Annotated in this window: 21 protein-coding genes and 2 pseudogenes; 9 read left to right on the top strand and 14 right to left on the bottom strand. The window is 67.2% G+C overall.

What is annotated here, in order from left to right:
• The first annotated feature begins 20 nt into the window (after positions 1–20).
• Both fxlM and ABII15_RS35860 read left to right on the top strand, forming a co-directional pair.
• A complete protein-coding gene (gene fxlM, locus ABII15_RS35865) occupies positions 21–2,096 on the top strand; it encodes a methyltransferase, FxLD system (RefSeq protein ID WP_353946453.1) in 2,076 nt (691 codons plus the stop codon).
• Between the two features lie 78 nt (positions 2,097–2,174).
• Entirely contained in the window at positions 2,175–3,272 is a 1,098-nt protein-coding gene (locus tag ABII15_RS35860) for a hypothetical protein (RefSeq protein WP_353946452.1), read from the top strand.
• A 330-nt stretch (positions 3,273–3,602) separates the two neighbouring features.
• Here the strand turns inward: ABII15_RS35860 and ABII15_RS35855 are convergent.
• Positions 3,603–3,842 (bottom strand): annotated as a pseudogene (locus tag ABII15_RS35855) (transposase family protein); the annotation flags it as partial.
• Between the two features lie 134 nt (positions 3,843–3,976).
• Positions 3,977–6,607, bottom strand: coding sequence for a valine--tRNA ligase (locus ABII15_RS35850; RefSeq protein WP_353946451.1), 2,631 nt, complete (start codon positions 6,605–6,607; stop codon positions 3,977–3,979).
• A 13-nt stretch (positions 6,608–6,620) separates the two neighbouring features.
• Here ABII15_RS35850 and ABII15_RS35845 point away from each other — a divergent pair.
• Positions 6,621–6,824: pseudogene (locus ABII15_RS35845) on the top strand (transcriptional regulator); the annotation flags it as partial.
• 52 nt (positions 6,825–6,876) lie between these two features.
• Here the strand turns inward: ABII15_RS35845 and cutA are convergent.
• Positions 6,877–7,203 carry a divalent-cation tolerance protein CutA gene (gene cutA / locus ABII15_RS35840; RefSeq protein ID WP_353946450.1) on the bottom strand — a complete coding sequence of 109 codons (327 nt, stop codon included), beginning with the start codon at positions 7,201–7,203 and terminating at the stop codon, positions 6,877–6,879.
• A 371-nt stretch (positions 7,204–7,574) separates the two neighbouring features.
• Here cutA and ABII15_RS35835 point away from each other — a divergent pair, with 371 nt between their 5' ends.
• Both ABII15_RS35835 and ABII15_RS35830 read left to right on the top strand, forming a co-directional pair.
• Complete coding sequence (locus ABII15_RS35835; protein WP_353946449.1) at positions 7,575–8,018, top strand: GNAT family N-acetyltransferase; 444 nt, start codon at positions 7,575–7,577, stop codon at positions 8,016–8,018.
• 104 nt (positions 8,019–8,122) lie between these two features.
• Complete coding sequence (locus ABII15_RS35830) at positions 8,123–8,257, top strand: hypothetical protein (protein ID WP_353946448.1); 135 nt, start codon at positions 8,123–8,125, stop codon at positions 8,255–8,257.
• A 322-nt stretch (positions 8,258–8,579) separates the two neighbouring features.
• Here ABII15_RS35830 and ABII15_RS35825 read toward each other — a convergent pair whose 3' ends face one another.
• The 3 genes from ABII15_RS35825 to ABII15_RS35815 all read right to left on the bottom strand — a co-directional run bounded on the left by ABII15_RS35825 (position 8,580) and on the right by ABII15_RS35815 (position 10,368).
• Positions 8,580–9,182, bottom strand: coding sequence for a TetR family transcriptional regulator (locus ABII15_RS35825; protein ID WP_353946447.1), 603 nt, complete (start codon positions 9,180–9,182; stop codon positions 8,580–8,582).
• A 140-nt stretch (positions 9,183–9,322) separates the two neighbouring features.
• On the bottom strand, positions 9,323–9,655 hold the full coding sequence (locus tag ABII15_RS35820; protein ID WP_353946446.1) for a hypothetical protein: 333 nt from the start codon (positions 9,653–9,655) through the stop codon (positions 9,323–9,325).
• 113 nt (positions 9,656–9,768) lie between these two features.
• The gene (locus ABII15_RS35815) at positions 9,769–10,368 is read right to left on the bottom strand and encodes a flavodoxin family protein (protein ID WP_353946445.1); all 600 of its coding nucleotides are present in this window, start codon (positions 10,366–10,368) and stop codon (positions 9,769–9,771) included.
• Between the two features lie 366 nt (positions 10,369–10,734).
• Between ABII15_RS35815 and ABII15_RS35810 the strand changes: the two genes are divergently transcribed.
• The 3 genes from ABII15_RS35810 (at position 10,735) to ABII15_RS35800 (ending at position 13,104) form a co-directional block, all read left to right on the top strand.
• Positions 10,735–11,670, top strand: a complete 936-nt coding sequence (locus ABII15_RS35810; protein ID WP_353946444.1) for an NADP-dependent oxidoreductase — start codon at positions 10,735–10,737, stop codon at positions 11,668–11,670.
• A gap of 37 nt (positions 11,671–11,707) precedes the next feature.
• Positions 11,708–12,079 carry a DUF2255 family protein gene (locus ABII15_RS35805; protein WP_353946443.1) on the top strand — a complete coding sequence of 124 codons (372 nt, stop codon included), beginning with the start codon at positions 11,708–11,710 and terminating at the stop codon, positions 12,077–12,079.
• 140 nt (positions 12,080–12,219) lie between these two features.
• Complete coding sequence (locus ABII15_RS35800) at positions 12,220–13,104, top strand: helix-turn-helix transcriptional regulator (protein WP_353946442.1); 885 nt, start codon at positions 12,220–12,222, stop codon at positions 13,102–13,104.
• 97 nt (positions 13,105–13,201) lie between these two features.
• Here ABII15_RS35800 and ABII15_RS35795 read toward each other — a convergent pair whose 3' ends face one another.
• From ABII15_RS35795 to ABII15_RS35775, 5 genes are all read right to left on the bottom strand, one after another.
• Entirely contained in the window at positions 13,202–13,969 is a 768-nt protein-coding gene (locus tag ABII15_RS35795) for a glucose 1-dehydrogenase (protein ID WP_353946441.1), read from the bottom strand.
• A gap of 46 nt (positions 13,970–14,015) precedes the next feature.
• Positions 14,016–15,269 (bottom strand): MFS transporter, encoded by a 1,254-nt coding sequence (locus tag ABII15_RS35790; protein WP_353946440.1) that lies wholly within the window; start codon positions 15,267–15,269, stop codon positions 14,016–14,018.
• A gap of 35 nt (positions 15,270–15,304) precedes the next feature.
• Positions 15,305–15,841 carry a cyclophilin-like fold protein gene (locus tag ABII15_RS35785; RefSeq protein ID WP_353946439.1) on the bottom strand — a complete coding sequence of 179 codons (537 nt, stop codon included), beginning with the start codon at positions 15,839–15,841 and terminating at the stop codon, positions 15,305–15,307.
• A 47-nt stretch (positions 15,842–15,888) separates the two neighbouring features.
• Positions 15,889–16,554, bottom strand: coding sequence for an SDR family NAD(P)-dependent oxidoreductase (locus tag ABII15_RS35780; protein ID WP_353946438.1), 666 nt, complete (start codon positions 16,552–16,554; stop codon positions 15,889–15,891).
• A gap of 65 nt (positions 16,555–16,619) precedes the next feature.
• On the bottom strand, positions 16,620–17,636 hold the full coding sequence (locus tag ABII15_RS35775; protein ID WP_353946437.1) for a zinc-dependent alcohol dehydrogenase family protein: 1,017 nt from the start codon (positions 17,634–17,636) through the stop codon (positions 16,620–16,622).
• Between the two features lie 182 nt (positions 17,637–17,818).
• On the opposite strand from ABII15_RS35775, the gene ABII15_RS35770 reads away from it, so the two are divergent.
• Positions 17,819–18,688 carry a helix-turn-helix transcriptional regulator gene (locus ABII15_RS35770; RefSeq protein WP_353946436.1) on the top strand — a complete coding sequence of 290 codons (870 nt, stop codon included), beginning with the start codon at positions 17,819–17,821 and terminating at the stop codon, positions 18,686–18,688.
• Positions 18,689–18,692: 4 nt separating this feature from the next.
• On the opposite strand, the gene ABII15_RS35765 is transcribed toward ABII15_RS35770, so the two are convergent.
• From ABII15_RS35765 to ABII15_RS35755, 3 genes are all read right to left on the bottom strand, one after another.
• Positions 18,693–19,409, bottom strand: a complete 717-nt coding sequence (locus ABII15_RS35765; RefSeq protein ID WP_353946435.1) for an MBL fold metallo-hydrolase — start codon at positions 19,407–19,409, stop codon at positions 18,693–18,695.
• Positions 19,410–19,546: 137 nt separating this feature from the next.
• Positions 19,547–21,046: an aldehyde dehydrogenase family protein gene (locus ABII15_RS35760; protein ID WP_353946434.1), complete on the bottom strand. Its 1,500-nt coding sequence runs from the start codon at positions 21,044–21,046 to the stop codon at positions 19,547–19,549.
• A gap of 32 nt (positions 21,047–21,078) precedes the next feature.
• Positions 21,079–22,107 (bottom strand): zinc-binding dehydrogenase, encoded by a 1,029-nt coding sequence (locus tag ABII15_RS35755; protein WP_353946433.1) that lies wholly within the window; start codon positions 22,105–22,107, stop codon positions 21,079–21,081.
• Positions 22,108–22,142: the final 35 nt, after the last annotated feature.

Here is a 22,142-nt window from a genome sequence, read left to right as displayed (position 1 = left end):
CCGGCCGAAGGAGTCACCCCATGGAATGGCAGCAGAACAACATCACCTTCACCAGCCGTGCGGCGGGGCACGACGCCATCAGCGAGCGCATCGGTCCCGCGCTGCGTGCCGCCCAGGAGGCCGGCGACCTCGCCGACTGGTGGTTCATGAACAAGCAGCCCTGGCCGCTGCGGTACCGCGCCGACGGCCCCGTACCGCTGATCGAGCGCACGCTCACCGCCTTAGTCGGCGACCGCATCGTGCAGGAGTGGACGCCGGTCTGCTACGAGCCGGAGTCCTGGGCCTTTGGCGGCCCGGCGGTGATGAATGCCGCCCACGGCCTCTTTCACGCGGACAGCTATCACCTCCTCGCCTACCCGCCCGGCCGCGGCAGACTGGGCCGCCGGGAGACCGCGGTTCTCCTGCTCAGCGCGATGATGCGTGGCGCCCGATTGGACTGGTTCGAGCAAGGCGACGTGTGGGCGAAGGTCGCCGATCTGCGGCAACGAGCCACTGCGGCTCTGCCAGCGCGCGCCCTGGAGCAGCAACGCCCGGCCATGCTGCGGTTGATGACCGTCGACGCCCATTCCTTGGCACGCCCCGACGGCCCGCTCGCCAACCGCGACGGCTGGACCACCGCGTTCGAGGACGCAGGGCGGCGCCTCGGGGAGCTGGCCGCATCCGGGGGCCTGACGCGCGGTCTGCGGGCTGTGATCGCGCACCACTTTCTCTTCCACGCCAACCGTGCCGGTCTGTCCCGCGACGACCAGCACGCTATTTCGTTCATCGCACGAGAGGCAGTCATGGGATCGAGTGACAACACCGCGTCAGCAGCCGGAACACACCCGAACGCCGATAGCGTCGGCCCAGTGAACACCGGCACGATCACCCCCTCCGCGGCCGACGCCGAGCAGCTCCGCAACGCGCTCGTCGACCAGCTCCAGGCCGCCGGAAACGGACTCAGCCCTGCGACCGAAGACGCTCTGCGCTCCGTGCCCCGGCACCTGTTCGTTCCTGACGCGTCGGTCGAGGACGCCTACAAGAACGCGACGGTGCACATCAAGTACGACAGCGAGGGCACGTCGATCTCCTGCGCGTCGCAGCCCAGCGTCGTGGCCCGTATGCTCGACCAACTTCAGGTCCAGCCGGGGCAGCGAGTCCTCGAACTCGGCGCCGGAACCGGCTACAACGCAGCCCTGCTCGCCCACCTCGTCGGCCCCGAGGGGCGCGTCACCACCATCGACGTCGATGACGATCTCGTCGAAGGCGCCCGCGCCCACCTTGCGGCCGCCGGGATCACCAACGTGGAGACGATCACTCGCGACGGGGCGCTCGGCCACGCCGAAGGCGCTCCGTACGACCGGATCATCGCCACCGTCGGCGCCCACGGCATCCCGCACGCCTGGCTCGACCAGCTCGCCCCCGGCGGTCGGCTCGTCACCCCCCAGCGCCTCAAGGGCAGCGTCTCGCGGTCCATCGCCTACGAGCAGCGTGATGGCCGATGGCAGTCTCTGGACTCGGCGATGAACACCTTCATGCCGCTGCGGCGCGGCATCGCCGACGACGACCGCCGGGTCATCCCGCTCACCGCGGACGGCACCGTTCGCCTGCAGGCTCCCTCCGGAGTGTCCGTCGACGTCGACGCGCTCGCGGATGTCCTGGCGCAGCCGCGCGTCGAGGAGTGGACCGGGATGACGGTGCGGGCCATGGAGTCGCCCGAGTGGATGGAGCTGTACCTCACCTGCTCCTTGCCGTCCGGCCTGATCCGCATGCTGTTCCCGCCCGCCGCCAAGGGCACACTGCTGACCGAGGACCCCTACCCGTCCTCCACGGCCGCCGTCGACGGCGGCGCCGTCACCTATCTCGCCCGCCGCTTGCTGGAGCGCACGACGGAAGACGGCGGCAAGCTGTGGGAGTTCGGCGTCATCGGCCACGGCCCCGGCAGCGACAAGCTGACCACCACCCTCGCCGACCTGATCCGCACCTGGAACCGCGAGTACCGCGGCCACGAAGCAACCTTCGAGATCCAGGCACACGACGCCCCGACGCCTCCGCAGCACCCGGGCCGCTTCACCCTCGCCACACCGCTCAACCGGATCATCGTCAACTGGCAGTAGTCGTTCGGCGCCCGCTCATCGCGCCACGGGCTGGGCGGGCGCCTGTCCCTGACGTCTGCGACCGACGGAGGAACCCTGATGGACCCGACGGGGCCGATAGCCCGCCGCTTCCCGCTCATCGCCCGGCACCGGCCCGCCTGCCGGCCCCTGCCCGAACGCGTTACCGCCCTCACCGAGCTGGCCGACAGCGCCGCGAAGGAGGCCAACTCGGGCCGCGCCTCCGCCGTCTTCAACCAGGCCGCGCTCCTCGCCTCCGACCTCGGCCTGCCCGAGATCGCCGCAGCGATGTGCCACCAGCACGCGGCCGCCTACCTGCTCGCCTGTCCTCTGCCAGCGACCAGCGCCATCCGCGCCCTGGAGCCCGTCGTCAACCTCGCCCGGCTCCGTATTCGGTCTGGCCACGCCGACGAAGGACGCCACCGGCTGACTGCCCTGTACGACGCCGTCCGCACCACCACGTCCACCCAGTTCGACGACGTGATGATCCCCGCGCACCTCACCGCCACCCCGGCCGACCGCAACGAGGTCCACGCCTGGCTGTGGCGCGTCCTACTCGCCGACGGCACCCGCACCCTCACCACCCAAGGCCGCTGGAACGAAGCCCTCGCCCACCTCGCCACACATCACGGCATCGGCAACCGCATGCTCGACGGCCGCCAAGTCGCCGTCCTTACTGCCCTCGTCGAAGGCGACAGCACACGCGCGGAACATCTCCTGTCCGCGACCGAATCAGGAGAGGCGTGGGAACGAACCGTCACCGCCTGCCTATCCGCACTACACCGGCGGGAAGTCGGTGACCTCACCTGCCAGGTCCAATTCGACCTTGCCGAGAACTGCGTCACCCTCGCATCCGGGCCCGGCACAACCGTCTTCCGCACAAGGCTCGCTCTGACCGCTCTGGACCTTGTGCACGACAACCGCCACGCCGCACGCCAGATCACCGAGCACCTATACCTATGCGCGAGCGAGCCAGGGGACGGGTATGCCGCACGCGAAGCCCTCGCACATCCTGGCTTCCGTGAACACGCCACTGCCGAGCAGCAACAGGAATGTCGCGGCGTCGTGGATGCGTGCGCGCTCGAAGCAGGAGAAACTCCCGCCCCTCTCTTAGACCGCCTTTCAGGGGCGCTGGTGACGAGTGAGTACGTGATCAGACAGACCGAAGGAGGCCGGTAATCGGACTCGCACAATCGAGCAAGAATGATCTTGGTGAGGGGCAGAGTGTAACGCCTTCCCTGGGATTTGCCCGCTACGTAGACATCCGTTCCTATACAGTCAGGTTCAGGCTATTAGATCCGCATCCTTGCCGTTCGAAGTCCAACGGGCTGACGTGACCGAGCACGGAATGGCGGCGCCGGTTGTTGCACCAAGCAAGCCGGGCAGGCTCGGCCGCACGCCAGCGGTAAAAGTCGGAGCGGGAGACACCGAAAATTTGCACAGCCGCTGTATGCCGTACTCCACATGGTGGTCGGAGATGACCCGCCAGCGGCCGGTCATCGAGCGTTTTCAGCGTTGCCGCTCGAGCGTGAGGACGGCCTTGGCCATTGACGTCATTCGATTCGGGCTGCATCGGGATCTGCGGAAGATCCGCCAGGACTTCAGCCGGACCACACCGCGCTCGACTGGCGCCCTGGCCTGAGCGAGTGCGCGGTTGACGGTGAGCTGTGTCGGCGAGAGCTATCCGCCTGGTGGGCGCCGGACTGCGGTGGTCACCCACGAGCCGCCGCCTTTGTAGGCGCGGTCGGCTGGGCAGAAGTGGCTCGATTACTGCCCACAACTCGTCATCGACTTCCCACGGCTTCGGCCGAGCCACCCCGCACCCCCGGATCATCAGTCCCGGAGTGATCCAACCACCTCGAAGATCACTTCGTTAGGAGTGCTTACTGCACCGGCAGCTTGTCGAGTTGCGTCTGGATGCGGACGATGTCCTCTTCGGCTTTAGCCAGACGGGTACGGATCTTTTCGACCACGTTGTCAGGAGCTTTCGCAAGAAACGCCTCGTTGCCAAGCTTGCCCTCCGCCTGCGCCTTCTCCTTCTCGGCCGTGCTCAAGTCCTTTCCGAGGCGCTTGCGTTCGGCTGCCACGTCGATAGCACCCGATAGGTCGAGCGAGACAGTGATGCCGGCGACTGGCAGGGAAGCGATGGCGGTAAAGCTTGTGCCCTCCGGCTGGAGACGGAGCAGTTGGCGGACGGCTGGCTCGTGCGAAGCGAGGCCAGTGTCGTGAAACTCTAGGCGTGCCGGGACTTTTTGTCCCGGCTGTAGTCCCTGGTCCGAGCGGAAACGGCGGACTTCGGTGACAATCTGCTGGACCAGCGCGATTTCCTTCTCGGCAGCATCGTCACGGACTCCCGCATGCCTCGGCCAGTTGGCGGTGACGATTGTCTCTCCGCCCGTCAGTGTGGTCCACAGGGTTTCGGTGACGAACGGGACGATGGGATGGAGCAGTCGAAGGGTGACGTCTAGCACTTTACCCAGGACCCGGGCCGAGACGTCAGCTTGCTCACCACCGTCGAAGAACGTGGTTTTTGACAGCTCGACGTACCAGTCGAACACTTCGTCCCAAGCAAAGTGATACAGAGTGTCCGCGAGCTTGGCGAACTGGTAGTCGTCGTAGTATGCGTCAGCCTCGGCCACAACCTTGTTCAGTCGCGAGAGGATCCATCGGTCGGTCGTCGACAGTTTTTCGGTGGGTGGGAGTTCACCGTCGACCGTGGCGCCGTTCATGACCGCGAAGCGGGTTGCGTTCCAGATCTTGTTGGCGAAGTTGCGGGAGGCCTGGACCCAGTCTTCGCCGATCGGAACGTCGACGCCCGGGTTGGCTCCCCTGGCGAGCGTGAAGCGCAAGGCGTCGGAGCCGTACTTATCCATCCAGTCGAGGGGGTTGACCGTATTCCCGAACGACTTCGACATCTTCTTGCCGAACTCGTCGCGCACCATCCCGTGAAACGCGATGGTGCTAAACGGCGGCTGCCCGTCCATCGCATACAGGCCGAACATCATCATCCGGGCGACCCAGAAGAACATCAGGTCGTAGCCAGTGACCAGAACGGAGTTGGGATAAAACTTCTCCAGGTCCGGGGTCTGCTCCGGCCAGCCCAGCGTCGAGAACGGCCACAGGCCTGAAGAGAACCACGTGTCGAGGACGTCTGAGTCCTGTGCCCAGCCCTCACCAGACGGCGGCTCCTCGTCCGGGCCGACGCAAACCAGCTCGCCGTTTGGACCGTGCCAAACCGGGATGCGATGGCCCCACCACAGCTGGCGCGAGATGCACCAGTCGTTGAGGTTGTCGACCCAGTCAAAGTACCGCTGCGCCATGTCAGCCGGGTGGATGTCAACCCGGCCGTCGCGCACCGCGTCTCCCGCGGCTTTGGCGAGAGTCTCGACCTTCACCCACCACTGCAGGGACAGACGCGGTTCGAGCGTTGTCTTGCAACGCGAGCAGTGTCCGACTGAGTGGGCGTAGGGGCGCTTCTCCGCAACGATCCGATTCTCGGCTCGCAAGGCGGCGACGATGGAAGAGCGCGCCTCGAAGCGGTCGAGACCTTGGAAAGGGCCGTGGACGGTGATGATGCCGCGTTCGTCGAGGACCTCGATGGACTGGAGGTTATGGCGCTGTCCGATAGCGAAGTCGTTCGGGTCGTGGGCGGGGGTCACCTTGACAGCGCCAGTGCCGAACTCCGGGTCGACGTGCGTATCGGCGACGACAGGAATCGACCGGTCGGTCAGCGGGAGCTTGATTCGCTTTCCGATCAGGTGCGCGTACCGCTCGTCGTCGGGATGAACAGCGACGGCGGTGTCACCGAGCATCGTCTCCGCACGTGTAGTGGCGACGATGATGCTGTCTGCGCCGTCCCCGTACTTCATGGAGACAAGTTCGCCGTCGTCGTCTTGGTAGTCGACCTCGATGTCCGAGATCGCTGTGAGGCAGCGTGGGCACCAGTTGATGATGCGCTCAGCGCGGTAGATCAGTCCGTCATCAAACATCTTCTTGAAGACGGTCTGCACAGCACGGGACAGGCCCTCGTCCATGGTGAAGCGGTCTCGGCTCCACGCCAGGCCTTCGCCGAGGCGCCGCATCTGGCTGGCGATTTGCCCACCGGATTCGGCCTTCCACTCCCACACGCGTTCGACGAACGCCTCGCGACCAAGGTCGTGACGGGACTTTCCTTCCTTGGCGAGCTCACGCTCGACGACGTTCTGGGTGGCGATGCCGGCATGGTCCATCCCCGGTTGCCACAGGGTCTCAAAGCCCTGCATGCGCTTGCGGCGGGTGAGTGCGTCGATCAACGTGTGCTCGAACGCGTGGCCCAAGTGGAGTGATCCCGTGACGTTCGGCGGGGGGATGACGATCGTGTAGGCAGGTTTGTCACTCTTTGCATCGGCCTCGAAGTATCCGCGCTCTACCCAGCGCTCGTACAGCGCTCCCTCTACTTCTGCCGGCGAGTACTGGGTCGGCAATTCAGAGGCGCTGTTTGGCCTGCGATCCAGGCGCTGAGTGTTGTCGGTCACGACCGTATTCTAAGTGGTCGTTTTGGGATACCTAGCGTCCGCCCTTCTGCGCGGCGGCGACGTAGACCGCGGGGCCTACGTCGCGCACCAGTTCGCTGCAGCGGCGGAGTTGAAGCCCAACACCATGGGCCGCCAGCGGGCCCAGGCAATCGCTGCCGGGCTCCCGGACACTGAGCATGACCTGGCCAGCCACCTGCTGGCGTTCGCGACGCTGTGAAGCGTCCAAGTACATAGGCTCGGTGAGAGCGGGGCGCTGTAGTGGGCCCCCTCTACTGCGGCCGTGTCTCGTCGACGACCCAGGACAAGTACGCCTCCGACCCTCCGGTCACAGGCAGCGTTACCCACTGGGGGACGTCGTACGGGTGCCTCTCGTGCAGCCATGCCTCTAGCGCGGGGAGGCGATCCGACGACGTCATGTAGGAGATCCGCCACTCCTGAGCCGCCTCGACCTTCCCCTGCCACCAGTAGAAGGCGGTGATGGGCGCATCGATGTGGACGCCCGCCGCCAGTTTGCTCTCAACAGCGCCTCTGGCGAGGGCCTTCGCCTGCTCCTCGTCATCACTGGTCGTCTGCGCGATCACGATCTCGTGGTCCATGCGGATATCTCTCCGGCTCGGGTACCGCGACCCTACCCAGAGGTTCGACGCTGGTAGGCGGGTTGGCTCCGCCCATCAGCGGTTCTGGGCAACGTCTGTCGAGCTCCGTCCCGTGCGCGGGTCGCTCCTATTCGGTCAACGAACTGACCTGCTGGATCCCTTGGGTCTGCTGCACGATTTCCGGGGGCGGGGCCAGGACGGTCCCGGACCTGGCCGTCGAGATCGGCCTGGACTCCGCGGGCTATCGGGCGGCCCCTCCTTCCTCGATGGGTGTGGCTCGCGCTGAGGGAAGGTCGGGAGAGGGGCGCATCTCTCTTGCGAATTTGAGGCTTCGCGGAGGTGGTATCGACTGCATCGGTAGCCTGCCGTTCATGACCGCATTTCGTGAGGCCAGGTCTGGTGACCTTGAGGCCGTCTTGCGTCTCTATCGGCAATTGCAGCCGGGTGATCCTGTGGTGTCTGACGGTGCTGACCGGGCGGTGTTTGAGCGAATCTTGAGTTCTACTGGTCTGCACCTGTTTGTGTTGGAGATGGACGGTGTCGTGGTCGCCACGACGTACCTGAACGTGATCCCGAACATCACGCGGTCGGCGTCGTCGTACGCGGTGATTGAGAACGTCGTGGTCGATGAGGCCCTGCGTGGCACGGGTCTGGGCAAGCGGATCATGGAAGGCACGCTCCGCGCTGCGTGGGGCGTCGGCTGCTACAAGGCGATGCTGATGACCGGGTCGAGTAGGCCCGCCACGCACGCGTTCTACCGGGCATGCGGGTTTGAGGCCGGCGTCAAGACGGCCTACCTGGCCCGTCCATCCTGACGCCACAGCCGTGACGTCCGTTGCCCACGCCGTTCTGGGACGCGGCTGTTCTGGGTGCGCGGGCGGTGTGCGCTCTACCGTGGCGGGAGGAGTAGGGGGCTCAGATGGCTTCGTTGATCGAGGAGTTGGAAGCACGCGAGATCGCGGCCCGGGAACGGGTTCAGGTTCAGGAGGCGCAGATCGCGGAGCTGAGCGAACCCGCGCTGCACCGGGTCGCCGTCTCCAGCTCTGCTCTTTGACCCGGCCGGGCACTCCCCTCGTCGTCACCACACCGGCACGGACGGCCGTGGGCGGCGAGGTGTGCCCCCGTCGGCGGGTGCTCTAATCGCGAGACCAGTCACTCGCCGACCGGAGAGGCCGATAGTGAATCCGCCGCAAACGGAGCAGGCCCGCTCCTGGCGCTGCCCCTGTGGCGCCGACACCTGACAAGAGGTTCGGGCCGTCGGCGTCGCACGTTTCGGTCGGCAGGACGGTGATCCATGGACGGCAAACGAACAGCCCGAGGGGCGCGCGACCAGTCCGAATCGAGTATCCACGGCGTATGGCCGCACGATCCGTGTCCTACTTAACGGACGCATCCTCGGCGACAGCAGGGAAAAGCCGCTGGACGGCGGCAACAATGGCCGCTCGCCGTGCCGCCAGAAAAGCTTCACGCCCCTCACCGGCGGGAATCAGATCTCTCTGCCCGGCCCACGACAGGGCGAGTTGGCTGACGAACACCAGAATGTCCTCGGGCTCCCACGAGGAATCGAGTTGGCCGGCGTCCTGCGCCTTGCGCAACTGCTCAAGCTTACGTCGCAAGGACTCCTGTACCGGGTCGTCGGCAGGCGCCTGGCCGACCGCGAGTTCCAATTGGCCCCATTGCATCAGACGGTGCCGTTCAGGGTGCTCTACGGCGTGGTCGTGCATACGGCCCGCATACTCCGGAAGATCAGCGGGATCCAGCGGGACGGCCTCAGCCATCGCCGCGAGCTCGCGGCCGGCCACGAAGCGGTAGAGCGCCTCCTTGCCCCGGAAGTACGCGTACACCCGCTCCTTGCTGGTCCGCGCCTCCTTGGCGATCCGCTCGACTCGGGCGCCCGCGATGCCGTACCGAGCGAACTCGGCGGTCGCTGCGGAAACGATGCGATCGCTGGTGGCGTCGGTGACGCTCCGAGGGGACATGCACTCCAGGCTACCAAACCGAACGGATCGGTTTGGTGGCGAAACGGTGGTCCGCCTCACTCGCCAGGTGAAACAGGTCCGCCGCGCAGCAGGCTCACATGCCTGCTGCGCCGCGGATCGGACGACGGCCTGCGATTTGTTCAGCGGACGCGGGTCCAGGAGCCATTGAGCTGGATGAAGTTTCCGCCGACGACGGAGCTGGCCATGCACGTGCCCTCCGTGTAGTCCTCGATGTGGGTCACGTGGTCACCGGCGTCGGGCTCCGTCCAGCGCACTACGAACAGGCCGTCGCGGAGCTTGGCGGCGGTGTAGTCCATGGTTTGCTTGCGGCCCTTGATCGCGCCTCCGGTCACTTCGAAGCTGACCTGGGTCGCCGAGTCGAAGGTGATCTCCACGGTGAAGTGGCCGAGCGGCGTGTCCGGGCCGAGGTCGGCCAGCCAGGTCTGCCCCACGCTGGGAAGCGTCGCGTTCATGTCCATGAGTACAACCTCATTCCGTTCTCGGCATGCGGTGTCATCGCCGGCATGCCCTTGCTGTGTGGATTCCTTGTTCTTACGTCGCCGGTGTCTGCGGCGCGTGGTCGGTCTCAGGCGGCCAGGGCGGCGCGGCCCGCGACAAAGACGGCGGCTTCGCGGGCGACCCGTGCACCCAGGTGCTCGGCAGTGGCGATGTCCGCCTTGTGCACGGCCTCGGGACCGGCGTCGATCGGGGTCTGAGCGGCGGCGCCTGCGAAGTAGCCGAGCCGGTTCAGGTCGTTCTCGCTCGCGGTGGTGGTGTTCCAGCCGGGCTGTACGCCGAGGCTCACCCAGTGCATGCCGTGCTGGGCGGCCATGGTGACGAAGTAGTCGAGGGTGGAGGACTTGTCACCTGCCTTGGCGCCGGAGTTGGTGAAGCCCGCAGCGAGCTTTCCTGCCCAGGTCTGCGTGTACCAGCGCTTACTGCTCTCTTCGGCGAAGGCATGGAAAGCGGCAGAGGCAGTGCCCATGTACGTGGGTGCGCCGAAGACGATCGCGTCGGCAGCGTCCAGCTGTTCCCACTGCTCGTCGCTCACGGCGTCGACCGCTATCGACACTACGTCGGCACCGGTCGAGGCCGCACCTCGGACGACCGCCTCGGCGAGAACGGCGGTGTGGCCGTATCCGGAGTGGAAGGCGACGGCTACACGCGGGCGGACCGAAGAAGACATTTTGCTGGTACTCCTTGAGAATTTGTATTCGGGGTTGCATCCACAACGTTGCCCCATTCGATCCGGTTCTGGCAGGGAGAGATTCTTCCCTGCCAGCTCAGTTCCGCTCCGCTCACGCAGGAAAGCCTGCACCTCCATCGAAAGGCCCGCATTCGCGCCCGCCCATTTCCCGGCTTGTCTTCCGTTGCAAGGCCGGAACGGTCAGCGGCGCGGCGTTCCGTCGATCGAACGCCCCCGGGCCGCAACCGCAACCCGGTCGAGGGGGAAGGTTTCGTCCTCTTTCCCTTCCGATCATGAGCGAGAAGACTTCAGGAGTGCATCGCGCACGTTCATCTGCACTGAATATCGCCGAGGAGTGACTCATCCATGAAAGCCATCGCAGTGACCCAGTTCGGTGGACCCGAATCGCTTCAGGTTCTGGACCTCCCAGTGCCCGACGCCGGTCCGGGCGAGATCCGTATCAAGGTCGTCGCGGCGACGGTCAATCCGGTCGACACCATGGTGCGCAGAGGGCTCGCCTTCGTCGACGACGCAGAACCGCCGTACGTTCCGGGCATGGAGGCGGCAGGCACCGTGGACCAGATCGGCGAAGGCACCATCACCGATCTGAGTGTCGGAGACCGAGCCATCGCGATCGCCGTTACCTCCGGAACGCACGGGGCGTACGCCGAGTACCTGGTGGTTCCCGCCGATTCGGTGGTCCGCGCCCCTGAGGGGGCGAGTGACGTCGAGGCCGCCACGCTTCCGATGAACGGGTTGACCGCGCGCATGGCCCTGGACCTGCTGGAGCTTCCCGCGGACGGCACCGTGGCAGTCGTCGGTGCGGCCGGCGCCGTCGGTGGATACGCCGTGCAGCTGGCCAAGGTGGAGGGGTTCCGGGTGATCGCCGACGCGGCCCCCGCGGACGTGCAGCTGGTCAAGGAGTTGGGCGCCGACGTAGTTGTTCCGCGCGGAGACGACTTCGCGAATCTGGTGCGCACGCAGGTGCCGGACGGGGTCGACGGACTCGTCGACACCGCGGGGGTCGCTGCCTCCGTCACCCGCGCGGTGCGGGACGGCGGCCGGGTGGTGTCTTCGGCCCCCGGCGCCGACCTCGCCACCGAGCGCGGCATCGTCACCGAACGCACCTTCGTTCCTAGTTACGCACGCGAGCACGTGAAGCTCGACCGTCTGCGGCAGCTGGCGGAGGAGGGCGGGATCACGCTCCGGGTCGCCCGGCCCCTGCCCCCCGAGCAGGCCGCCGCAGCACACCGTCTCCTTGAGGAGGGCGGCCTGCGCGGCCGTGTGGTGCTCACCTTCTGAGCGTGCTGTCACTCCCACTACTGAAAGGAACCGTCGCATGGCGACATGGACCAATAACGAGCTCGCCCGCATCGAGCGCGCCGACGAACTGCAGATGGAACCGGTGCGCGTGGACGGTATGCCACCCTCATCGGTGCCGATCTGGGTCGTCCGGGACGGTGACGATCTCTACGTCCGTTCCTTCCGCGGCCAGGACGGCGGCTGGTATCGCGCGGCCGTCGCCAGCGGCACCGGCCACGTACGCTCCGGGGGCGTCGACAAGGACGTCGCCTTGGTGGCGGCCACCGACGGCGTTGTGAACGACCGGATCGACGCCGCCTACCGCACGAAGTACAGCCGCTATGGGGCGCGCTACGTCGACCCGCTGGTGGCCTCGCGGGACACAACGCTCAAGCTTGTCCCGCGCTGAGCCCCATCCCGAACACGCCCGGTCGCCCGGTCTCAAAGTCCTGATGGCACGAGGTCTCTCCAGGGAGGGACGAAACTCTCCCCCGCACAATCCGGGCGCCCAAGAGGATCGAGCCCGGTGCCCGATGCAGACTGGAACGTATGAAGCACGATCCCCAACGGGATGACCTGGGAGCGTTCCTCAAGGCTCGGCGCACCGAGCTGACGCTGACGGCTGTCGGACTGCCCGACGACGGCAGCCAGCGCCGGGTGAAGGGGCTGCGCCGTGAAGAAGTCGCCATGCTCGCCGCCATCAGCACCGACTACTACACCCGCCTTGAACAGGGACGGATCCCGGCATCACCCTCCGTGCTGGCGTCCCTGGCCCGAACTCTGCGCCTGAACGACGACCAGCGCGCCTACATGTACGGGCTCGCAGCCAGGGACGACTATCGCCCGCCGCGGCCTCCGTCGCACCCCACGGTCCAGCCCCAGCTGCAGCGCATGCTCGACGACCTGGCCCTCGCCCCCGCATTCGTCATCGGTCCGCGTACCGAGATCGTCGCCTGGAACGTGATGGGCGCCGCTCTGATCACCGACTTTGGCGAGATCCCCGAGGAGCACCGCTACTTCGTCAGGCTGCTCGTCACTGACCCGACCATGCGCACGCTCTACGCGGACTGGGAGGAGGTCACCCGGCTCGCCATCGCCCAGATGCGCATGCACAACGCGAACAGCCCGGACGACGCGCAGCTCACCCGGCTCGTGGACGAACTCTCCGACCGCGACGCCCAGTTCCGCCAGTGGTGGACCGCGCACCATGTCGCCACCCGCGACACCGGCACCAAGCACCTGCGCCATCCTGTCGTCGGGGACCTGTATCTCGACTGGAACGCGGTCACCTGGGCGGCCGACCCGAACCTGCAGATGATCATCTGGAGCGCGGAACCGGGCAGCCCGTCGCACGATGCCCTACGCCTGCTCGCGACCTGGGCTTCCGACCCCACCCACGCTGCCACCGCAAGTCCGCGCGACGTCGGCCCTTGACGCTGCCCGTCGGCTACGTCAAAGCGCTCCATACCGTAGAGGGCCCTGACTCAACGTCAGGGCCCTCTACGGTATGGGCGTGTCGGGTCGGCGCGCCCTACTGGGCGGTGTATCCCCCGTCCACCGGAAGCGCAACGCCTACGACGAAGCTCGCCCCCGGGCTGCACAGCCACAGCACCGCCTGGGCCATCTCCTCGGCGGTGCCGAGGCGGTTGATGGGCTGGTTGGCCTCGGCCTCGGCGCGGTCGAGTTCCCCCTTGGCGATCATGTCGCTGACCATGGGAGTGTTGATGGTGCCGGGGCAGATGGCGTTGATGCGGATGCCGCGTGGGGCGTACTCGAGCGCGGCGCTGGTGGTCAGGCCGATCACGCCGTGCTTTGAGGAGTGGTAGGAGGCACGGCCGGGGATACCGACGAGGCCTCCGAGGGAGGAGCAGTTCACGATGGCTCCGCTGCCCTGGGCACGCATGTGACGCAGCTCGTGCTTCATGCTCGCCCAGATGCCACGCAGGTTGATGGTGTGGACCTTCTCGAACTGCTCGATGCTCTCGTCCGCGGCATCGGTGGGCGGGATCTGGATCCCCGCGTTGTTGTAGGCCATGTCGAGGCGACCGAGGGTCTCCACGGTGCGATCGACCGCGGCAGCCACCTGGTCCTCGTCGCTGACATCGCACACGAGGGAAATGACACGGTGGCCCTCGTCGGTGAGCTGCTTCGCGGCGGCGTTCAGCGCCGCGTCGTTGACGTCGGCGAGCCCGACCGCGGCGCCGGATTCAGCGAAGGCGCGGGCGGCGGCCAGGCCCATGCCAGAACTGGCGCCAGTGACGAATGCGACCTGTCCGGTGAAGTCATAGGTGGGGTTCATCTGGTTCTCTCCTGGCGCGTGCTGCGTGAGGGAAGGAGGCGTGGTGTCAGTGCTGGGACGTCACAGGTGTATCGGGTTGGTGACCTGCGGTGGTGTCCGTTCGCTGCGCGACGATCCGTGCAGGCTGCTGCGTGCCGCTGAGCGCGAGGGCGATGAGCGGGAGCAAGGTGAGAGCGGCGGAGACAGCGCCGACCATGGCCGGGCCCGTCAGGCCCAGGGAGGAGTCCAGGGCCCGCCCTGCGATGGCCGATCCGGCCGCGATGCCGGTGTTGTACGCCGAGGTCGTAAGGGCGGAGGTGAGAGTGGGGGCGTCGCCCGCGAAGCGGACGGCGAGGGAGGTGACGACCGGGTTGATGGTGAATCCGGTGAGGGCCATCAGGAAGACCAGGGCGACGGCAGCCACCGAGCTGCTCGAAAGAGGGATCAACGCCAGCAGCGTGACAGCGGTGGCTGCGGCCGCGGTGATTGTCGTGGCCATCGGGCGACGGTCGCCGAGCCGTCCGCCGATGGCAGTGCCACCGAGCGCGCCGACACCGAAGGCGATCAGGACCAGCGGCACGGCGCCCTGCGGGATGCCCGCCCGATCGGTGAGCAGCGGCGTGATGTACGTGTAGGTCGCCAGGACACCGCCCATGATCAACACGGCGGCTGTGAGAGCCAGCCACAGCCGTCCCTGCCGCAGCGCCCGGACCTCGGAACGCACCGACACCTCGGCCCGCTCCTCGACCTGGGGGATGAACCGACCGACGAAAACTGCAGCCAGCGCGGAGAGGACCGCCAGCGCCCAGAACGGGCCACGCCAGCCGGTGAACTGGCCGACGAACGAGCCGATCGGTACGCCTACGACGTTGGCCAGAGTCAGCCCGCCCATCATGACGCCGACGGCGCGGGTGGCCTTACCGGGGCCCGCGGCGGTCGTCGCGATCACGAAACCGACCGCCCAGAACGCGCCGGTCGCCAAGGCAGTGACCACACGCGCTACGAGGACGACGGTGAAAGAGCTGCTGAGCGCGGCCACGACATGGCCGAGCGCGAAGACGGCCAGTGCGCCGATGAGGGTGTGGCGCTGAGGCAGGCGCAGAGTGGCCAGAGCCATGGTCGGCCCACCGACGATCATGCCGACGGCGAAGGCTGTGATCAGCAGGCCGGCGTGCGAGACGCTGACGCCGAGATTCGTGGCCATCTCCGGCAGGATGCCGGCGATGACGAATTCGGTGGTGCCCATCAGGAACGTGCCTGCGGCGAGCACCCAGACGACGAAGGGCAGCTTGCCCGGGGCGGGCCCGGCTGCGGAAGACATGCGTGTACTTCTTTCCGTACGAGAGGTCGGCGAGGTCAGGAGGATGCCTCGATAGTGATGCGGTCGGCCTCGGCGATCCGGTCGGCGTCGGCGTCTATATGGCCGAGGATGAGGAGATCGGCGTCGGCGGCGGGGCCGTTGCGGTAGAAGAGAGCGAGGTTGCCCCAGGGTGCGTAGTAGGCGAGGTCGCCGGGCTTGGCCGCGACGGGCTCCGGGGCGCCGGAGGTGTCGAGCTTGCGCGGCGGATCACCGACCCGCTCCGTGCCGTGGAAGTCCTTCAACTCGATGGTGAGGGGCAGCAGTTCGGCAAGATCGCGGGCGGCCGGGCTGTCGTTGAGGTTGGCCTTGACGGGATGACCGTCGAGGGTAACCCGGATGTTCATGGCAGTGTTCCTGTCGGAGCCGGAGGACGGGGTGGAGGCCGGTGATTTCTCCCGCCCGGAGGACGGCGCGGAGGACGAGGTGGAGTCCTGCGCGGTGTCGTCGGAGCCGGCCGAGCACGCGGTCACGGCCAGCAACAGGGCGGCGGCCGGGGCGGCGCGAAGCGGCATCCGGCGGGATGCGAAAGGCATAACGGCTTCCAGGGGGTCGGCAGGAGGTCAGCGGGAGTCGACGGACGTCAGTCGGACAGGGGCTCGGCGTAGTGCCGGAACCCGGTCCGCTCGGTGTGCAGCGCGTACAGGCGCTCGGAGAGGACAGAGGGGCTGCTCGTCTCGGAATCGGGGCGGATCGCCCCGGGGATGATCAGCTGTGTGGCGTGGATGTTCTCCGTAGCGAGTACGCCGTGAAGCATCGCCGCGTAGGCGCTCTCGGCGGCGAACGCGATGGAGGTGCCGGCCCGCTCGGGATGTGGGCGCACCGCGCTGCCACCGTTGACGAACAGCAGGGTGCCGCGGCCGAGTTCGCGCATGCCGGGCAGGACGGCGTTGACGCAGGTGACCGGCCCCTTGACGGAGAAGGCCAGGGGAGCGTCGAGGTCGGCCGTGCCGATGTCGAGGACGGGCTTCATGAAGTCGGCGCGCGGCACCGGGCTGTACTGGAGGATCTCGATCGGCCCGAGCACGTCGGCGGCTTCACGAAGGGCCGTGGTGAGGGAGGCGGGGTCCAGGACGTCGGCGGGAAAGCCGCGGGCTTCGATGCCGTCGCGGCCCAGTTCGGCCGCAAGTTCCTCAAGGCGGTCGACGTTGCGGGCGAGGAGCGCGACGCTGTGTCCCGCGGTGCCGAAGCGACGGGCGGTGGCGAGGCCCAGGCCGGGGCCTGCGCCGACGAGAGCGAACGTGGTCACGGTGCATCCTTCGCGAGTGAATGGCCGGGGCCGGGCAGCGCCCGGCCCCGGAACAGCGTGGTGGGTCAGGGAGTGAGGAGGGTCTTGATGGCGCGGCGCTCGTCCATCGCCTTGTAGCCCTCGGCGACCTGGTCGAGCGGGAGGGTGAGGTCGAAGACCTTGCCCGGGTCGATGGCGCCGCTCAGGACACGGTCGATGAGGTCCGGCAGGTAGCGGCGTACGGGGGCGGGGCCGCCGCGCAGGCCCACGTGGGAGAAGAACAGCTCCTGGCCGTCGACGGCGACGTCGTGCGGGACGCCGACGAAGCCGACGTTGCCGCCGGGCCGCGCCGAGTGCAGCGCCTGCTGCATGGACTGGGCGGTGCCGACGCACTCCAGGACGCTGTCCGCGCCGATGCCGCCGGTCAGCTCCTTGATCCGGGCGACGCCCTCCTCGCCACGCTCGATGACGATGTCCGTGGCGCCGAACTCCCGGGCCAGCTTCTGGCGCGACTCGTGGCGCGACATGGCGATGATCCGCTCCGCGCCCATCTCCTTGGCCGCGATGACGCCGCACAGGCCGACCGCACCGTCACCGACCACGACGGCGGTGGAGCCGGGCTTCACCTCGGCGGCGTCGGCGGCCCACCAGCCGGTGCCCATCACATCGGACACGGCCAGCAGACCGGGCCAGTACTTCTCGTCCGGCACCCCGTCGGCTGCGACCAGGGTGCCCTGCGCGTTCGGGATACGGACGTAGTCGGCCTGGCAAGTGGACATGAACTCGCGGTGCAGACAATTCGACTGGAAGCCGTTCACGCAGTTCGGACAGGTGTTGTCCGAGGTCGCGAACGAGCCGACGACGAACTGGCCCGGCTTCACGGCCGTGACCTCGGAACCGACCTCCTCGACGAATCCGACGTACTCGTGCCCCATCGGATGCGGATCACCGATGGGCTCCGCACCGCGATAGGGCCACAGGTCTGAGCCGCACACACAGGTGACGGCGGTACGGATGATCGCGTCGGTGGGGTGAACGATCTTCGGGTCGTCGAGCGTCTCGAAGCGCACGTCGCCGGGGGCGTAGATGACTGCTCCGCGCATGGTGGTGCTTCCTTCGCTGTGCCAGGTGCCGCAACCTTCGGAGAACGGCATGCGGCTTCTTGTTTTCGAGAATCACACGGGCAGACGGGCGCGGAAAGCGGAGAAAAGCTTCCGGGGACGATCTATCCAGGGAGAAAACTCTCCCCCTCACCGCAGGCCCTCTGCATGCCATGCTGGGAACCATGACCAGCACGAGCCCCCTCAACGAGCTGGGAGAATTCCTCAAGAAGCGGCGCGCGGAGCTGAGCCCGAGCGCCGTTGGCCTGCCGGAATCCGACAGGCCCCGCCGCGTGCCCGGGCTACGCCGCGAGGAGGTCGCCCAGCTCGCCAGCATCAGCACCGACTACTACACTCGCGTCGAACAGGGCCGCATGCAGGCGTCCACGCCCGTCCTTGAGACCCTCGCCCGCGTGCTCAAATTCGACGACGACGAGCGGGGCTACCTCCTGCAGCTCGCGGGCAAAAACACCCCCCGCGCCCGCCGACGCGGACGGCAGCAGGTCCAGCCCCAGCTGCAGCGGGTGCTCGACGACCTCACCGCCGTCCCCGCCCTTGTGCAGGGCCGTCGCGGGGACATTCTCGCGTGGAACGCGCTGGCCGCCGCCCTGGTCACCGACTTCTCCCGCATCCCGGAAAAGCACCGCAACTATCCGCGGATCATTTTCGTCGACCCGGCCATGCGCAGCCTGTACGCCGACTGGGAGGGCTCTGCGCGCATCGCCGTGGCACAGTTGCGCATGGAGGCGGCGAAGTACCCCGAGGACCCGCGCCTGATCGAACTGGTCGGTGAGCTCTCCATGCGGGACAAGCAATTCGCTCAGTGGTGGAGCGATCACCGGGTCGCCGCCCGCACCATCGGCACAAAGACGCTGAACCACCCGGCCGTGGGCGAGCTGGTCCTGGAGTGGGACACCCTCACCGCGAACACGGACCCCGACCAGCACCTGACTGTGTGGACCGCCCCGGCCGACTCCCCGACTCACGACCGGCTGCGCATTCTGGGCTCCTGGGCCGCCGACCAGCACCTGCCGGCCTCCTCGACCCTCGGCTGACCCCTCACACCGGCCGGAACCTGCGCTCACCGTCGATGGTGACGAGGCGGCCGAACCGCAGGTCCGGGAAGTGCGCGCCGACCACCAGGTCCTCCGTATCCGCGGCTTCGTCGGCGATCAAGTTGCGGACCGCCGAGGCGGCCGAGGGGTCCACGTCGTAGAGGGCTTCCCAGTCGCGCTCCTCCAGCTCCACCACCGAGTGCACGACGTCTCCGAGCATGATGGCGCGCCGCTTCCCCTGGGAGACCACGTACGAGACGGAACCGGGGGTGTGGCCCGGGGTGTGCAGCGAGTCCAGTCCGGGGGCGACGGTGAAGTCCTCGCTGAAGGGCTCGATGCGGTTCTTCACGGGCAGCATGCTGGTCAGTACGGCGGGACTCGCGTTACCGCGCTCCACGAAGTGGTCCCACTCCGTCTCGTGCAGCCGGTAGGTGGCGTTCGGGAAGACGACCTCGCCCTTGTGCGACGCCCAGCCGACGTGGTCCCAGTGCAGGTGCGTGAGGCACACATCGGTGACGTCCTCGGGCGTCAGACCATAGCTGCGAAGGGAGTCCAGGAAGGTGCCTCCCGAGTACCGGCCGCCGTGGGGAAGCAACAGATCCGTGACGTCTCCCGCGCCCGCGTCGATCAGCACGACACGGTCGCCGGTACGGACGAGAAAGCCTCCGAGATCGAAGTCGAGGACTCCGTTCTCGTCCAGTTTCTCGTGGTGACACCCCATGCATCGCCGACACCCGGTCGGGTCAGGATGTTGGCAGCCACCTCGTGCCCCACTCCGTCGTGCACGGGCAGGATCTCGATGTCACCCAGCTTCACGCCTGTGTGCCCTTCGTTGCCTTCTTCCAGCGGTATCCACGGTCACAGCTCCATGTACACGCTCTTGGTGTACAGGTACGTGTCCATGTGTGCCGCACTCCCCTTGGAGCCGTAGCCACTCATCTTCGTTCCGCCGAAGCCGACCAGCGGATCGATGTATCCATAGCAGTTGACCCACATCGTGCCGGTGTGAACGCCGTGGACCACGCGCATAGCGGTGGACAGACTCTGTGACCACACCGCTCCCCCGAGGCCGTATTCGTTGTCGTTGGCGATGGCGATGGCCTCGTCCACGTCGTCGAACGGCACGATCGACAGGACCGGCCCGAAGATCTCCTCGCGGGCGATGCGCATATCGTTGGTCACACCGCCGAAGACGCTCGGCTGCACGAAATAGCCCTTTTTGAGGTCGCCGCCCAACCGGCCACCTCCGCAGAGCAGTTGGGCTCCTTCCGCCCGGCCGATGTCGATGTAGGACAACACCTTGTCGAGCTGGGACTGCGAGATGACCGGGCCCAGCGTGGCGGATCCGTCCAAGCTGTGCCCGACGCGCAGGGTGTCGACGAACGCCAGCAGCCGCTCGGTGAACTCGTCGACGACGGAGCGCTGTACCAGCACCCGGGTGCCGGCGAAGCAGATCTGGCCGGAGTTGGCGAAGACCCCCATCGCCGCTCCCGGAACCGCCTTGTCGAGGTCCGCATCCGCGCACACGATGTCCGCCGACTTGCCACCCAGTTCGAGCTGCAGCTTCTTGATGTTCACGGTGGACGCCTGGATGATGCTGCGCCCGGTCTCCGTAGAACCGGTGAAGGCGATGCGATCGACGCCGGGGTGGGCCGCCAGCGCATGGCCGGCCTCCTTGCCCAGGCCGGTGACGACGTTGATGACACCCGCCGGCACGCCGGCCTCGTGCAGGATCTCGGCCACCCGCAACACCGACAGCGAGGCGTCCTCGGACGGCTTGAGCACGGCGGTGCACCCGCTGGCCAGGACGGCACCGATGATCCAAAACTGGCTGTTGAGCGGGCCGTTCCAGGGGATGATCCCGCCAATGACACCGACCGGCGCCTTCAACGTCATCGTGGTGACATTGCCGGGGATGCCGTTCATCAGCGTCTCACCCGAGATGTTCGCCGCCTGCGAGGCGAAGAACGACACCATCTTCATCAGCGCGGGCTTGGTGCCTCGCAGCCGCGAGACGGGGGCGCCCATATCCATGGCCTCGATCTGGATCAGTTCCTCGAACCGTTCGTCGAGGACCTGGGCGACGCGCGTCAGCAGCGCCTGACGCTCGTACGGGGTCCAGGTGCTCCACTGGCCCTTGAACGCCTCGCGCGCGGCGTGGACCGCGCGGTCCACGTCCGGCTGATCGCCGGCCGCGAGCCGCGTCAGGGTCTCACCGGCCGACGGGTCGACCGTGGTGAGTGTCCGACCGGACGCGGCCGGAACGCACTCGCCGTCGATGAAGAGGTGCTGTACGTCGCGGGAGAGGAAGTCACTGGCCTGCTTGCACAGGACGGAGTCCTGCTGGGATGTGCTCACTGCTTGCCTTTCACTGTGCCTGTGACGCCGTCTCAATCGAAAATGAAGACGCCCTTGCCGATCTGGCGTCGGTCGAACAGCTCGTAGGCCCGCTCGGCTTCGTCGAGACGGAACTCGTCGGTGAACAGCGACTCCACGTCCAGGCCGCGCTCGGCCACGAACAGGGCGCACTCCTCCTGCTGGTTCTTGCTGAAGGTGAGCGAGCCGACGACGGTCTTCTGCAACTGGATGAGTTCCTCGCTGTCCAGCTCGATCGTGCCGAAGACGCCGACCATGCAGGCGGTTCCCCAGCGCCTCAGTGCCTGGACGGCCTGACGGCGCACCGTGGCGTTGGCACTGCACTCGATGGACTTGTCCGCTCCTTCGCCATCACGGGTCAGCTCACGAACGGCGGCCACCGGGTCCTGCTCCTGTGCGTTGACGACATGGTCGGCGCCGAACTTCTTGGCCATCTCCAGGCGCGAGGGCTCGACATCGATGGCGATGACGCGGGCGCCGAAGGCCTTGGCCAGCATCGTGGCGCTCAACCCCACGGGCCCCTGGCCGAAGACCGCCACGGTCTCGTCCGCGGACAGTCCCACCCTCTTGATGGCTCCGAAGGCCGTCCCGGTGCCGCAGGAAATGGCCGCACCGGTCTTGAACGACAGTGAGTCGGGCAGCCGGATCAGCGCGTGCGCGGGGACCTTCATGAAGTCCGCATGTGCACCGTCGCCGTCCAGGCCGCCGTACACCGTGCGGGCGTTCGGGCAGTACTGGGTCCAGCCGGTGCGACAGTACCGGCAGGTACGGCACCCGTCGTAATGATGCACCATGACCCGGTCGCCGACCTTGGCCTCGCTGGGGCGCACGGCGTCGCCGACCAGCTCGACGACGCCACACGGCTCGTGTCCTTCGATGACCTGCTCGGACTCGGAGCGCGCCGGGCCGTGCAGATGATTGAGGTCACTTCCGCACATGCCGGAGGCCTTCACACGGATGACGACCTCGTCCGGTCCGGGCACCGGATCGGGAAGCTCACGGAGGTCGATCTTGTCCTCACCCAGGAATACAACAGCTTGCATGTCTACGATCCTCAATCATCAGGAGATGGGCAGCG

This window comes from Streptomyces sp. HUAS MG91, from assembly GCF_040529335.1.
GTDB lineage: Bacteria > Actinomycetota > Actinomycetes > Streptomycetales > Streptomycetaceae > Streptomyces > Streptomyces tabacisoli.
Note: the sequence above shows the minus strand (reverse complement) of the source record. Positions and strands in the feature narration are given on the sequence as shown.